This window comes from Agathobaculum sp. Marseille-P7918 (genome assembly GCF_964248325.1).
Lineage (GTDB): Bacteria > Bacillota > Clostridia > Oscillospirales > Butyricicoccaceae > Agathobaculum.
The window spans coordinates 153,250-167,098 of the sequence record NZ_CAXTXI010000003.1 but is presented as its reverse complement, the minus strand read 5'-3'; the positions used below and the strand labels follow the sequence as shown (position 1 = coordinate 167,098).

Here is a 13,849-nt window from a genome sequence, read left to right as displayed (position 1 = left end):
AATTACCCAAAAGAAAAGAGCGATTTACCACAAATCGCCCTTTCTTTTTGGTTTGGTTTCGCACGCAGTTGCACAGCACTAACCATTTGCCTGCGCTGCTTTCAGCTCTTCGTACTTCTGTTTGACCGCCGCGCAGAACTCATCCCACCGGCCGTCGTTTATCAGTTTTGCCGGACAGACCTTACCGGAAAAGTCCTGATGCTTTTTCAGCGCCTTATCCGGATTGAGGTCGTACTCAAGCAGCAATCGCGCGCACAGCTTTTCGGTGTTGATGAGCGTCTGCTCATAGTTGCCGTCCTCGTTGACACACATCTCGATGCCCACGCCGTTCATATTGCCGCCATTCTTCTCCATCTGATCGCCTGCGTGGTAGGCGGTTTCGTTGTCCGGCAGATGATGGTAGATCTCATGATCGTCGACCGTATAGTGCCACGAAACGATGCCGGTTTCCGCATTGGCATTCTGATGGATAAAGGAATTGTGCGCGGCGGCGTCCGCTCCGGCGGAAAAGTTATCCGTTTCATGGATGACCAGATACTTGATTTCTCGGATTTCCCCGGGCCGTGCCCGGCTGCCCTCGGGCAGATAATCCGTGTAAACCGGGATGTCCTCAATATAGGACAGGCCTGCGTCCGGCTGCGGCGGACGGCTGATCGCGCTGTGGGTAAACATGCCTGCCAGAAATGAGACGATCACCAGCCCCACCACTGCCAGCGCACGACCTCCGCCTGTGCGTTTTCCCTTTCGCTTCGTATGAAACCCTGTTATCTTCACGGTGCATAGTCTCCCCATTATTGACTGTGTTTGTTTTATTGTACTACGTTTCGCGCTTTTTTTCAAAGGTTCGACTGTAAACTTTTTGTTTCCATGCAAAATGCCTGTCTGCGGCACGTAAAACCTGCAAGAAAGCCTTGCAATCCGGCGTTCTGTACGATATAATAATATTCACTCGGAGAGGCAAAGCCTTTCAGCAGAATTCTTTGACCGCCCTTCCCACCCGGAAGGCGCCAAGGCCATACGGACAGCCGGGTCAAATGCCGCACTTGGCAACTTTGTTGCCTTATTGAATTTTATAAGTTGGCTGACTAAAAGCCGTGTGCCGCGGGCGCATCACACTTGTGAAACAATCAATAAGAGTAGTAAAAGTAGATTCTTGCTATATAGACTCTTTCCTCTTCCAGATACAGACCGTCCGGAACAGCCCGGACCAAGAGAGAGATTGCCTTCCTCAAGTGGAAAGTACGTCCCGCCGTTCGCGGGGCTTTTCTTTTGCTTGAGGATTTTTTTATTTTATTGTGAGGATAATCAGATATGCAGAACAAACTCAGACTCTACGGCTTTAACAACCTGACCAAGGCACTTTCCTTCAACATCTATGACGTGTGCTACGCCAAAACCGAGCGCGAACAGCGGGATTATATTGCCTATATTGATCAGCAGTACAATTCCGAGCGTCTGACCGGCATTCTGGAGCGCGTCACCGAAATGATTGGCGCACATGTTCTGCATATCTCCAAGCAGGATTACGACCCGCAGGGCGCATCGGTCACGTTCCTGATTGCGGAAGAGCACATGAAGCCTGCCATTGAACCGGATACCATTGTGGCGCATCTGGACAAGAGCCATGTCACCGTCCACACCTATCCCGAGTACCATCCGGACACCTGCCTTGCGACCTTCCGCGTGGATATCGATGTGGCGACCTGCGGCGAGATTACGCCGCTGTCCACGCTCGACTATCTCATCGGCTCGTTCGACTCGGATATCATTACCATGGACTACCGCGTACGCGGCTTTACCCGCGATATCGAGGGCAAAAAGCTGTTTATGGATCACCATATCACCTCGATTCAGGATTTTATCGACCCCACAACCCTCGACCGCTACGACGCATACGACATTAACGTCTATCAGTCCAACCTGTTTCACACGCGCATGCTGCTCAAGGAGGTTGACTTGCAGAACTACCTGTTCAACACCGACATCTACGAGCTGCCGCCCAAGACGCGCCTCAAGATTCATTCCGATCTGCGGCGCGAAATGATCGAAATTTTCTCAGGCAAGAACGTATACTGACACTTCGGTCGGAAATGCATTTCCGACCGAGAGGACGCACCGGAATTTGTCCGGATGCGTCCTTCACGCTGATTTGCGCGCTCTGCGCGCACTCTATTCCCTTCCGAAAGAAGGTTGTATTATGGATCAATCCCGTGCGCCCATCAAGGAGGCGCTCGAACACTTTAAAGATATGCGCATCGTGCCGTTTGATGTCCCCGGACACAAACGCGGACGCGGCAATCCCGAACTGACGCGCTTTCTGGGCGAGCAGTGCATGACCGTGGACGTCAACTCCATGAAACCGCTCGACAATCTGTGTCATCCCACAAGCGTCATCCGTGAAGCGGAAGAGCTGGCCGCCGAAGCCTTCGGCGCAGCGCACGCTTTCCTGATGGTCGGCGGCACGACCTCGTCGGTGCAGTCGATGGTTTTGAGCGTCGTCGCCCGCGGGGATGAAATCATCCTGCCGCGAAATGTGCACCGCAGCGTCATCAACGCGCTGGTGCTGACGGGCGCCATTCCGGTTTACGTCAACCCGCAGATGAACGACCGTCTCGGCATTTCGCTGGGCATGTCGGTCGCGGATGTGAAAGCCGCCATCGAAAAACATCCGTCCGCCAAGGCTGTGCTGGTCAACAACCCGACCTATTACGGCATCTGCTCGGATATCAAAGAAATCGTGCGGCTTGCACATGAAAAGGGCATGAAGGTGCTGGCGGATGAAGCGCACGGCACGCACTTCTACTTCGGCGAAAACATGCCGGTGTCTGCCATGGCTGCGGGCGCAGATATGGCGTCGGTTTCCATGCACAAATCGGGCGGCAGCCTGACACAGTCGAGCTTTCTGCTGTGTGGTCCGTCCATGAACGCCGAATATGTTCGCCAAATCATCAACCTGACGCAAACCACGTCCGGCTCGTACCTTTTGATGGTCAGTCTGGACATTTCGCGCAAAAACCTCGCGCTCTACGGCAAGGAAATTTTCCGCAAGGTGACGCACCTGACCGAATACGCCCGCGATGAAATCAACCAGATCGGCGATTATTACGCCTACGGCCGCGAGCTTATCAACGGCGACACGGTCTACGACTTTGACGTGACCAAGCTCGCCGTCAACACGCTGGACGTCGGCCTTGCCGGCATCGAAGTATACGACGTGCTGCGCGACTTTTATGATATCCAAACCGAGTTCGGCGATTTGGGCAACCTGCTCGCTTATGTCTCGGTCGGCGACCGTGAACGCGACCTCGAACGGCTGGTGGCTGCACTGGCAGACATCCGCCGCCGCTATAAGCGGGACAAGGCTACGCTCATGCGGCAGGAGTATATCTCGCCGCAGGTGGTTGCCGCCCCGCAGGAAGCCTTCTATGCGGACAAGCAGACGATTGCGCTGGATGACTCGGTCGGACGCATCTGCGCCGAGTTCGTCATGTGCTATCCGCCCGGCATCCCAATTCTTGCGCCGGGTGAGCGCATTACACGCGAAATTCTCGACTATATCCGCTATGCCAAAGAGAAAAACTGCATGCTGCTCGGCACCGAGGACCCGGATGTGAACAACCTGCAGGTGATTCGGGGCGTTATCAGCCCCTGCGACTAACGCAAGGAGTCTTATTCATGCGATTAACCTTTACCGAAATGCACACGCCGACCGTCGGCCTGCAAATTCAGGTCGACCGGCAGCTTTATACCGAGCAGAGCGACTTTCAGCGCATCGACGTATTCGAGTGCGAGGAGTTCGGCCGGTTTCTGACGCTCGACGGCTACATGATGCTGACCGAGCGCGACGAATTTATCTATCACGAAATGATGGTACACGTCCCGCTTGCCGTGCGGGGCGACGCAATCAAAAAAGTGCTCGTCATCGGCGGCGGCGACGGCGGCTGTGTACGCGAACTGTGCCGCTATCCGCACATTGAGCACATCGACCTTGTCGAAATTGACGAGCGCGTGGTCGCGGTGTGCAAGGAATTTCTGCCGACCGTGGCGTGCAGTCTGGACGATGCGCGCGTGCACATTCTCTATCAGGACGGCCTGAAATACATCCGCCGTATCGAGGATGAATACGACCTCATCATCATTGACTCAACTGACCCGTTCGGTCCGGGCGAAGGCCTGTTCACGATGGAGTTCTACGGCAACTGCTACAAGGCGCTCAAACCGGACGGCATTCTGGTCAACCAGCACGAAAGCCCGTTCTACAAGGGCGACGCGCTCGCCTGCCAGCGTGCGCACCGCAACATCGTCCACTCGTTTGAGCTGTCCCGCCTGTTTCAGGCGCACATCCCGACCTATCCATCCGGTCACTGGTTGTTCGGCTTCTCGTCGCGCGGCGTGCATCCGGTGCACGATCTCGATGCGGACACATGGAACGCCCGCGGCATCGAAACCAAATACTACAACACCAACCTGCACAAAGGTGCATTCTATTTGCCGAATTACGTTCAAAAACTTTTGGAAAAAGTGGAGGAAGTATAGGGGTATCCATACCCCCTATATACGAAAACAGGTTCCACAAAAACCTGTTTTCGATACCCCCGGACGCCGCCCAAGGCGGCTAAGTCGGAGTATCAAAAGTCAGGCTCATGTCCTGATTTTTGATGAAAGCCGCATAGCGGTTTTCGATTCAAATTTACGCACAGCACATTATCGCATTATATAGAAATTGGAGGTTTCACTTATGGGAAAAGCACTCATCATCGGCTGCGGCGGCGTAGCCTCGGTTGTCATTCACAAGTGCTGCCAGAACAGCAGCGTATTTGAGGAAATCATGATTGCCTCGCGCACCAAATCCAAGTGCGACGCAATCAAGGAAAAGCTGGAGGGTACCACGCCCACCAAAATCCGCACCGCGAAGGTCGATGCAGATAACGTTGACGAGCTGGTGGCACTCATCGACGAGTATAAGCCCGATATCGTCATGAACATCGCCCTGCCCTATCAGGACCTGACCATCATGGATGCATGCCTCAAGTGCGGCGTCAACTATATGGACACGGCAAACTATGAGCCGGAGGACACTGACGACCCCAAGTGGCGCGAAATCTACGAAAAGCGCTGCAAGGAAGAGGGCTTCACCGCTTACTTCGACTATTCATGGCAGTGGGCGTATAAGGAAAAGTTCGAAAAGGCAGGCCTAACCGCACTTTTAGGCTCGGGCTTTGACCCGGGCGTCACGCAGGCCTACTGCGCATATGCCCAGAAGCACCTGTTTGACCAGATCGACACCATCGACATTCTCGACTGCAACGGCGGCGACCACGGCTATCCGTTTGCCACCAACTTCAACCCCGAAATTAACCTGCGCGAGGTTTCCGCACCCGGATCGTACTGGGAAAACGGCCACTGGGTCGAAATCCCGGCCATGTCCATCAAGCGTGAATATGACTTTGATCAGGTTGGTCACAAAGACATGTACCTGCTGCATCATGAAGAAATCGAGTCGCTGGCGAAGAACATCCCGGGCGTTAAGCGCATCCGCTTTTTCATGACCTTCGGCCAGAGCTATCTCACCCATATGAAGTGTCTGGAGAACGTCGGCATGCTGTCCACCACCCCAATCGAATTCGAGGGACATCAGATTGTGCCGATTCAGTTCCTCAAGGCGCTGCTGCCCGACCCCGCAACCCTCGGTCCGCGCACCAAGGGCAAGACCAACATCGGCTGCATCTTCACCGGCAAGAAGGACGGCAAGGAAAAGACTGCCTATATCTACAACGTCTGCGACCACGAAGAGTGCTACCGCGAGGTCGGCTCGCAGGCCATCAGCTACACAACAGGCGTGCCCGCCATGATCGGCGCTGCCATGCTGATGACCGGCAAGTGGAACAAGCCCGGCGTATATACGGTTGAGGAGTTCGATCCCGATCCGTACATGGAAGCCCTGAATAAATGGGGTCTGCCGTGGCAAATCAACGAAAATCCGGTATTGGTGGACTGATATGAAATTTACCGAACTGCCCACGCCCTGCTTTCTCGTGGACGAAAACCGTCTGGTGCAGAATCTGGCCGTCCTGCGTGATGTGGCCGACCGCACAGGCGCAAAAATCCTGCTGGCGCAAAAGGCGTTTTCCATGTTCTCGGTCTATCCGCTGCTGCGCGAATATCTGGCGGGCACGACCGCATCCGGCCTGTACGAAGCGCGACTTGGCAAGGAAGAGTTCGGCGGTGAGACGCACGTCTACTCCCCCGCCTATGCCGAGGGCGAATTTCAGGAGATTTTAAACTACGCCGACCACATCGTGTTCAACTCGTTCCATCAGTGGAAGGCGTACGGCAGCCTTGCGCGCGCAGCGGGCAAAAGCTGCGGCCTGCGCGTTAATCCCGAGTGCTCCACCCAGCCCGCCGAGCATGCGATTTATGATCCCTGCGGTCCAGCTTCACGCTTGGGCATCACGGAGGCGAACTTCCAGCCCGAGCTGCTCACCGGCATCGACGGTCTGCACTTCCACACCCTGTGTGAGCAGAACGCGGACGATCTGGTGCGCACGGTCGAGGCATTCGAGGAACGCTTCGGCAAGTATATGGAAGGGATGAAGTGGCTCAACCTTGGCGGCGGTCACCACATCACGCGAGACGATTACGACGTGGAAACGCTGGTGCAGTGCGTCAACTATCTGCGCGAAAAGTACAACGTGCAGATTTATCTGGAACCGGGCGAGGCTGTTGTGCTCAACGCAGGCTATCTGATTTCCACCGTGCTCGAAGTGATGAAAAACGGCAAGGAGATCGCCATTCTGGACACATCTGCGGCCTGTCACATGCCGGATGTGCTGGAAATGCCCTACCGTCCGCCGGTGTCCCGTGCGGACGAGCCGGGCAAAAAAGCGTTTACCTATCTGCTCACCGGCCGCTCCTGCCTCGCGGGCGACGTGATTGGGGAATATTCCTTCGACAACACACTGCGTCCGGGCGATCAGGTCATGTTTGAGGACATGGCGCTCTACACCATGGTCAAAACCAATACCTTTAACGGTGTACCGCTGCCGCTCATCGCGATTCGCCGCGCGGACGGCACGGATGAGGCCGTGCGCATGTTTGACTATGAGGATTTCAAAAACCGTTTGTCTTGATAAAAAAAGCATCCCGCAGGGAGAATCCCTGCGGGATTTCTTTTTATTCTGCTTTGGGAAAACGCAGTGTTATTTCGGTGCCCTCGCCCAGCGTGCTGTGCAGATCGATCTGCGCATGGTGCAGCGCTGCACCGTGCTTGACAATCGACAGTCCAAGGCCGGTACCGCCGGTCTGCTTGCTGTGGCTCTTGTCCACGCGGTAAAACCGCTCGAACACGCGCGGCTGATCGGCAGGCGCGATACCGATACCGGTGTCCGACACACGCACAAACGGCACGCCGTTTTCCTCACCCGTTTGGAGCGTCACCGATCCATGCGGCTTATTATACGCGATAGCATTGTCCGCCAGATTAAATACCATCTGCTCAAGCGTGCGCCGCTCACCGGACACCGTAACCGGTTTGCCCGTCAGATACAAGGTTATCTTGTGCTCCGCCGCCTTGTGTGCGAGTCGATCGCGCACTGTGCCGCACAGCGCGGACAATTCCACCGATTCAAACGGTACGGACGAACCCTCGTCCAGCCGGGACAGACGGATGATATCCTCAATGAGTGTCAGCAGGCGCATGGCTTCGCTTCGGATTTTACCGGCAAAGCGACCGATATCCTCCGGCCGAACGATGCCGTTCTCCATAATCTCCGCAAAGCCCATGATGCTGGTCAGCGGCGTTTTCAACTCGTGTGAAACGTTTGCCGTAAATTCCTGCCGCTGGCGCTCAGCCTGCTCACGCTCGGTGATATCCACCACGAACAGCACCGCCGCGTGGCTCTGCCCCTCTCCGGCGACCGAGCTTGCCGTCAGCGAGTACACACGCCCGTCCTTTTCCATCCGTCCGTGCGCGCTTTCGCCGCCGAGCGCTTTCTCCACCACGCGGATATACTCCGCATCACGGCACAGCGTCATGTATCCTCCGGTCGCGCTGTCCTTGGGAAACAGTACCCGCACCGCGCGGTTGGCAAACAGAATGTCGCCCTGTGCAGAAAACAGCACCAATCCTTCATCCATGCGGGCGGTGATGTCGTCAAATTCCGCCTGCCGCCGTTTGAGTTCGCACAGCTGCGACTCTATCTTGCGGTTCTGCTTATCCATCCGGTGCAGAAGCGGCGACAACTCATCATACGCATCATTTTTGAGCGGTTCATGCAGATCGAGCGCCACAATCGGCGCCAGAAACACATGGGTCAGCCAGCTTGCCAGCAGCGCCGCCACCAGCAGCGCCAGCAGCACGACGAGCACAATCCACGGCGAGGCGGATGATAATGCGCCGAACGCACTGTCCGCCGTCGAGGAAACCCGCAGCACTGTGCCGTCTGCCAGTCGGATTGCATAGTAATAGGTCTGCTCCGCCAACGTATCGGACAGGCGGCTGGACTCACCCACGCCTTTTTCCAGCGCCTCGGCAATTTCGGGACGCGAAGCATGGTTTTCCATTTGTGCCGCGTCACTCTTGTTGTCATACAGCACGGTGCCGTCTGCGTCGACCAGCGTAATGCGGTCGGCATACACATTGCCGATACGCTGCAGCTCCTGTTCCTCTCCGGTGTCAGCCGCTGCGGCGATGTAATTGCACTCCTCGCTCAGACGCTCCCGCAAATCCTGCGAGAGCCCGGAATGCACCGCCACCAGCAGCAGGGATACCGTAACGATCAGCGTGACCAGCGCGGTGAGAAAAATGCTGCTGAAAACGCGCTTTCTCATGCATGTTCCCCCATGCGATAGCCAACGCCGCGCACAGTTTCAATCATCGAACCCGCCGCGCCCAGCTTTTGCCGCAGGGTGCGAATGTGCACATCCACCGTCCGGGTTTCACTCTCGTTGCCATAGCCCCAGATATTCTCCAGCAGCACATCGCGCGTGAGCACCGCGCCACGGTTTTTCATCAGCAGGCACAGCAATTGGTACTCCTTGAGCGTCAGCTGCACCTCCTGCTCACCGACAAACACGCTGTGCGCGCGCTCGTCTACGCAGATATCCCCCGCAACCAGAAGCCGTGTTTCCTCTCCGCCGCCCGGCTCGGTCTGCGTGCGGCGCAGCACCGCGCGGATGCGCGCCACCAGCTCCATCATTCCGAAGGGCTTGGCGACATAATCGTCCGCGCCGCTGTCCAGCCCGACCACCTTGTCATATTCCGTATTTTTTGCCGTCAGCAGAATGACCGGGATAGCCGCCGTATCCTGTGTTTCACGCAGCCGGCGTAGGATGGTGATGCCATCCTCCCCCGGCAGCATGATATCCAGCAGAATCAGCTGCGGCTTTTTCTCACGCAGCGCCGCAAACAGCGCGCTGCCATCCTCCAACCCACGGGCTTCCATGCCCGTGTTTTGCAGTGTATAGACGACCAGTTCCCGAATGCCTGCATCGTCCTCCACGCAATAAATCATTGCGTTTCCTCCTCAAAGCTGCCCGGAGCAGCTGCATTTCCAAACCTTTTTATCGATGATACCGCACCTCAGTTGGCCGGTGTCTTGTGTGTGCCGGTGATGGAGAACTCCACCCACTCGGCGATGTTGGTTGCGTGATCCCCGATGCGCTCCAGATACTTGGCAATCATCAGGATATCCAGCACACGCTCGCCGTCGTCCGCATTTTGTGCAATTTCTGCAATCAAATCCTTCTTGCACTCGGCAAACAGATTGTCGACCACGTCGTCATACTCGATTACGCTCCACGCGAGCGTCAGGTCGCGGCGCACAAATGCATCCAGGCTGTCGGTCACCATTTTGATAGTCGCCTGCGCCATTTCCTGGATATGCTGGTTGTGACCGCACGCGCCGGACAAATAGGTGACAATCTCTGCGATATCGCTTGCCTGATCGCCGATGCGCTCAATATCCGTAATCATCTTGAGGACAGATGAAATCAGGCGCAGATCGCTTGCCACCGGCTGCTGCTGCAGCAGGAGCTTGAGACACATGGACTCAATCTCACGCTCCTTGCGGTCGATCTCCTGATCGATGCGGATAGCGGATGCAGCCAGCTGGGTGTCGCCGCCGAGCAGCGCTTTGACCGAACTTGCAATCGCATTCTCGCACAGCGCCCCCATAGCAATCAGCTCGTTATTCAGCTCCAGAAGCTGCGAATCAAAACGGTTTCTCATCAGCCAAACCTCCCCGTAATGTAATCCTCGGTGCGCTTGTCCTTTGGCATGGAGAACAGCTTTTCGGTATCTCCAACCTCAATCATGTCGCCAAGCAGGAAAAACGCGGTGGTATCGGATACGCGGGTGGCCTGCTGCATATTGTGCGTGACCATAACGATAGTATAATCTTTTTTCAGTTCGAGTACAAGGTCTTCAATCTTCGCGGTGGAAATCGGGTCGAGCGCAGAGGTCGGCTCGTCCATCAGCAGCACTTCCGGGTCGGCTGCAAGCGCGCGGGCAATGCAGATACGCTGTTGCTGGCCGCCCGACATGGACAGCGCGGACTTTTTCAGGCAGTCCTTGGTTTCATCCCATATGGCAGCATGTCGCAGCGAAGTCTCGACGATCTCATCGAGCTTGACACGGCTCTTGATGCCGTGCGTGCGCGGACCATAGGCAATATTGTCATAAATGGACATCGGGAACGGATTGGGCTTCTGGAATACCATACCCACGCGGCGGCGCAAAATATTCACATCACAGTCGTGATAGATGTCCTCTCCGTCCAGACGGATGTCGCCCGTAATCTTGCAGCCCTCGACCAAATCGTTCATACGGTTGAGTGAGCGCAAAAGCGTTGACTTTCCGCAGCCGGAAGGCCCGATGAACGCCGTAATCTCATTGGCCTTGATATCCAAATCAATATCGTGCAGGGCATGGAAGTCCCCGTAATAGAGGTTCATGTCCCGAATCTCAATTTTATTCTGCTCCATAGCTTCCTCCGATTACTTTTTGGTCAGCTTTTTAGCAACAATCGCCGAAATCGTATTCATCAGCAGCACAACCACCAGCAGAACCACCGCGGTGGCATAGGCTTCATTCATATTCAGGCCCTCGCCGGACAACACATACATATGAATGGCAAGCGTACGACCGGACTGGAACAAACCCGGGATCTGCGCCATGGTACCGGCCGTAAAAATCAGCGCTGCGGTTTCGCCCACGATGCGGCCGATCGCCAGAATGATACCCGACAGGATGCCCGGCATCGCGCTGGGCAGCACGATGCGAAACACCGTGCGTAAACGACCTGCGCCCAAGCCAAACGAACCTTCGCGGTAGGTATCCGGCACCGAGATCAGCGCTTCTTCCGCCGTGCGCATGATAAGCGGCAGAATCATGATGGCCAGCGTCATTGCGCCTGCGAGCAGCGAATATCCCCAGTGCAGCTGGGTGACAAAAAACAGCATGCCGAACAGACCGTAAACAATCGACGGGATGCCGGACAGCGTCTCAGTGGTGATGCGGATGACACCCACCAGCTTGTTGCCGCGGGACGCATATTCGTTCAGATACACTGCGGTGAACAGGCCGAACGGCACCGCCAGCAGCAGCGCAAGCAAGGTCATCTCCACAGTTGTGATGATGGCCGGCATCATGGATACGTTGTCTGAATTATAGGTCCACTCAAACAGCGACGGTTTGAGGTGCGGCACACCGTTAATCAGAATATATGCAATCAGAAACAGCAGCACGGCAAAGGTGAGGATTGCCGCACCGTACACCAGCCCTTTTTGCAGGCGCGCTTTGCCGCGTCCGTATACCCGCGGCCGCTTTTCCGCCGTCTGGACTGCGGTTTTCTTGACAGCAGTCGTCGCTTCGGTTGTCATGCGTCCTTCCTCCTTTTCAGCACCGAGAAGGTGAGGTTAATCAGCAAGATGAACACGAACAAAACCACACCCGTGGCGATCAGGGCCTCACGGTGCAGGCCGGTCGCGTAGCCCATTTCGATGACGATATTCGCCGTCATCGTGCGGATGCCCTTGAGCAGGCTGCCGGTCAGTCGCGGCTGATTGCCCGCGACCATGATAACCGCCATCGTCTCACCGATGGCACGGCCGATGCCCAGCACAATACCGGCCAGCACACCGGACTTCGCAGCCGGCAGCATGACCGAAAAAATCGCGCGTTCATGGGTGGCGCCCATGGCGACCGCACCCTCATAATAGGCGTTCGGTACCGCACGCAGCGCCGCTTCGGATACGCCGATAATGGTCGGCAGTATCATGATGCCAAGCAGGATGGATGCAGACAGAATGGTCGAGCCGGAGGATATCTTTGAGCCGCAGAATTTGGCTACATCGAGTACCACCGGCGCGATAACCACCATGCCGAAAAAGCCGTACACGATGGACGGAATGCCCGCCAGCAGCTCGGTGCAGGGCTTGAGCACGCCGTAAATGCGCTTTGGGCAATAGAATGCCATAAAAATCGCGGTCAGCAGGCCAATCGGCACACCGATAACAATAGCGCCGGCTGTGATGTAAATGCTGCCGACAATCATCGGCAGAATGCCGTAAACATCGTTGCCCGGCTTCCATGTCGTGCCGGTCAGAAAGTCCAGCACACCAATTTCGCGGATGGCGGGAATGCCGTTGGCAAACAGGAAAACGCAGATCAGGGCTACCGCAAGAATGGACGCGAGCGCGCAGACAAAAAACACGCCGTGCATCACCTTTTCAAGCAGGTTTCTCATGCCGCCCTTCTGCCGAGTTGCGGATTCGTTCATGTTTTCACCCCATAGACAGTGGGAAAGGGCGAAACGGATTTCGCCCTGATTTCCCGTGTTCGGTTATTCTTACGCAGCTACGTCGGCCCAGTCAGTGGTCTCGCCGGTGTAGATGCTCTTAATCTGATCCATCGTCAGGCCCGTAATGCTGTTGGCCGGGTTAACGACCACCGCGATACCGTCCAGTGCGATAGAGGTGGGCGTCAGTTCCGCCTTCTCCTCATCCTTCAGCTCACGGGAAGCCATGCCGATGGCAAAGGTGCCGTCCATTGCGCCGGTCATACCGGAGGTGGAGTCCGAGGTCTGCAGCTCAATCTTAGCCTTGGGGTTTACTGCCTTATAAGCCTCAATCAGCTTTTCCATCACCGGAGAAACCGAGGAGGAACCGCCAACTGCAATCTGACCTTCCGAACCGTCCGTGGTGAAGGCTTCCGCTGCATCGTTGACCTTGATGTAGCCTTCTTCTTCCACGATTGCCTGACCGTCAGCGCTCAGAATGAAGTTAATGAAGTCCCCCGCAACGCCGGTCGGCTCGCCCTTGGTGGCAATGTTGAACGGACGGGACAGCGTGTAGTCGCCGCTCTTGACGTTCTCCACCGTAGCGTCCACACCGTCTACCTGAATCGCCTTGACGGTATCGTTCAGAGAGCCGAGCGAAACATAGCCAATCGCGCTCTCATTGCCGGCTACGCTGGTCAGCACCACATCGGTCTTGTTGGCGATTTCCGCCTCTGCGGTGGTGTTGTCACCGTTGTCGTCCTCTACGCCGGTCAGCTCAACAAATGCGCTGCGCGTGCCCGAACCGTCCTCGCGAGAAATAACTGTAATCGCGCCGGACATGCCGGTAGAGGCGCTGTCGTCCGTGCTGGAATTGCTCGTGTTTGCATCATTGCTGCCGCAGCCAGCCAGCGCACCGCACAGCATCAGGCCTGCCAAAAGCAGGGATACACTCTTTTTCATAACTTGAATTTCTCCTTTTCATTCAGATCGTTTTTTTCGTTACAAGCATATATTACGGGGACAATGTAAAATCCAAAAGTCCGTGTTTGTAAAATCCGTGTAAAGCAAAA

General features: G+C 55.9%; 13 protein-coding genes. 5 read left to right on the top strand and 8 right to left on the bottom strand.

Annotation, left to right across the window (positions count from 1 at the left end; genetic code table 11):
* Positions 1-78: 78 nt before the first annotated feature.
* Positions 79-774 carry an N-acetylmuramoyl-L-alanine amidase family protein gene (locus ACESSO_RS06030; protein ID WP_373164156.1) on the bottom strand — a complete coding sequence of 232 codons (696 nt, stop codon included), beginning with the start codon at positions 772-774 and terminating at the stop codon, positions 79-81.
* A gap of 537 nt (positions 775-1,311) precedes the next feature.
* Here ACESSO_RS06030 and speD point away from each other — a divergent pair.
* The 5 genes from speD to nspC all read left to right on the top strand — a co-directional run bounded on the left by speD (position 1,312) and on the right by nspC (position 7,130).
* Positions 1,312-2,076 carry an adenosylmethionine decarboxylase gene (speD, locus tag ACESSO_RS06025; protein ID WP_373164155.1) on the top strand — a complete coding sequence of 255 codons (765 nt, stop codon included), beginning with the start codon at positions 1,312-1,314 and terminating at the stop codon, positions 2,074-2,076.
* 121 nt (positions 2,077-2,197) lie between these two features.
* Positions 2,198-3,658, top strand: a complete 1,461-nt coding sequence (locus ACESSO_RS06020; RefSeq protein WP_373164154.1) for an aminotransferase class I/II-fold pyridoxal phosphate-dependent enzyme — start codon at positions 2,198-2,200, stop codon at positions 3,656-3,658.
* A 17-nt stretch (positions 3,659-3,675) separates the two neighbouring features.
* Positions 3,676-4,536: a polyamine aminopropyltransferase gene (speE, locus tag ACESSO_RS06015; protein WP_373164153.1), complete on the top strand. Its 861-nt coding sequence runs from the start codon at positions 3,676-3,678 to the stop codon at positions 4,534-4,536.
* A gap of 202 nt (positions 4,537-4,738) precedes the next feature.
* On the top strand, positions 4,739-5,998 hold the full coding sequence (locus ACESSO_RS06010) for a saccharopine dehydrogenase family protein (protein WP_373164151.1): 1,260 nt from the start codon (positions 4,739-4,741) through the stop codon (positions 5,996-5,998).
* A 1-nt stretch (position 5,999) separates the two neighbouring features.
* Positions 6,000-7,130, top strand: coding sequence for a carboxynorspermidine decarboxylase (gene nspC / locus ACESSO_RS06005; RefSeq protein ID WP_373164150.1), 1,131 nt, complete (start codon positions 6,000-6,002; stop codon positions 7,128-7,130).
* 43 nt (positions 7,131-7,173) lie between these two features.
* Here the strand turns inward: nspC and ACESSO_RS06000 are convergent, their stop codons facing one another.
* The 7 genes from ACESSO_RS06000 to ACESSO_RS05970 form a co-directional block, all read right to left on the bottom strand.
* Positions 7,174-8,829: an ATP-binding protein gene (locus ACESSO_RS06000; RefSeq protein ID WP_373164149.1), complete on the bottom strand. Its 1,656-nt coding sequence runs from the start codon at positions 8,827-8,829 to the stop codon at positions 7,174-7,176.
* Entirely contained in the window at positions 8,826-9,512 is a 687-nt protein-coding gene (locus ACESSO_RS05995; protein ID WP_373164148.1) for a winged helix-turn-helix domain-containing protein, read from the bottom strand. The genes ACESSO_RS06000 and ACESSO_RS05995 overlap by 4 nt, the downstream gene beginning before the upstream one ends.
* Before the next feature lie 68 nt (positions 9,513-9,580).
* Positions 9,581-10,228 (bottom strand): phosphate signaling complex protein PhoU, encoded by a 648-nt coding sequence (gene phoU / locus ACESSO_RS05990; protein ID WP_373164147.1) that lies wholly within the window; start codon positions 10,226-10,228, stop codon positions 9,581-9,583.
* A complete protein-coding gene (pstB, locus tag ACESSO_RS05985) occupies positions 10,228-10,983 on the bottom strand; it encodes a phosphate ABC transporter ATP-binding protein PstB (RefSeq protein ID WP_373164146.1) in 756 nt (251 codons plus the stop codon). The genes phoU and pstB overlap by 1 nt, the downstream gene beginning before the upstream one ends.
* Positions 10,984-10,995: 12 nt before the next feature.
* Complete coding sequence (pstA, locus tag ACESSO_RS05980) at positions 10,996-11,880, bottom strand: phosphate ABC transporter permease PstA (RefSeq protein ID WP_373164145.1); 885 nt, start codon at positions 11,878-11,880, stop codon at positions 10,996-10,998.
* A complete protein-coding gene (gene pstC, locus ACESSO_RS05975; RefSeq protein ID WP_373164290.1) occupies positions 11,877-12,746 on the bottom strand; it encodes a phosphate ABC transporter permease subunit PstC in 870 nt (289 codons plus the stop codon). Before pstC ends, pstA begins: the two co-directional genes overlap by 4 nt.
* Positions 12,747-12,848: 102 nt before the next feature.
* Positions 12,849-13,739 carry a substrate-binding domain-containing protein gene (locus ACESSO_RS05970; RefSeq protein WP_373164144.1) on the bottom strand — a complete coding sequence of 297 codons (891 nt, stop codon included), beginning with the start codon at positions 13,737-13,739 and terminating at the stop codon, positions 12,849-12,851.
* Positions 13,740-13,849 lie beyond the last annotated feature (110 nt).

Coding starts and splice junctions, on each gene's coding strand:
- ACESSO_RS06010 (WP_373164151.1), top strand. CDS start 4,739: ATGGGAAAAGCACTCATCATCGGCTGCGGCGGCGTAGCCTCGGTTGTC.
- ACESSO_RS06000 (WP_373164149.1), bottom strand. CDS start 8,829: ATGAGAAAGCGCGTTTTCAGCAGCATTTTTCTCACCGCGCTGGTCACG.
- pstC (WP_373164290.1), bottom strand. CDS start 12,746: ATGAGAAACCTGCTTGAAAAGGTGATGCACGGCGTGTTTTTTGTCTGC.
- speE (WP_373164153.1), top strand. CDS start 3,676: ATGCGATTAACCTTTACCGAAATGCACACGCCGACCGTCGGCCTGCAA.
- speD (WP_373164155.1), top strand. CDS start 1,312: ATGCAGAACAAACTCAGACTCTACGGCTTTAACAACCTGACCAAGGCA.
- pstB (WP_373164146.1), bottom strand. CDS start 10,983: ATGGAGCAGAATAAAATTGAGATTCGGGACATGAACCTCTATTACGGG.
- ACESSO_RS06020 (WP_373164154.1), top strand. CDS start 2,198: ATGGATCAATCCCGTGCGCCCATCAAGGAGGCGCTCGAACACTTTAAA.
- ACESSO_RS05970 (WP_373164144.1), bottom strand. CDS start 13,739: ATGAAAAAGAGTGTATCCCTGCTTTTGGCAGGCCTGATGCTGTGCGGT.
- phoU (WP_373164147.1), bottom strand. CDS start 10,228: ATGAGAAACCGTTTTGATTCGCAGCTTCTGGAGCTGAATAACGAGCTG.
- pstA (WP_373164145.1), bottom strand. CDS start 11,880: ATGACAACCGAAGCGACGACTGCTGTCAAGAAAACCGCAGTCCAGACG.
- ACESSO_RS05995 (WP_373164148.1), bottom strand. CDS start 9,512: ATGATTTATTGCGTGGAGGACGATGCAGGCATTCGGGAACTGGTCGTC.
- nspC (WP_373164150.1), top strand. CDS start 6,000: ATGAAATTTACCGAACTGCCCACGCCCTGCTTTCTCGTGGACGAAAAC.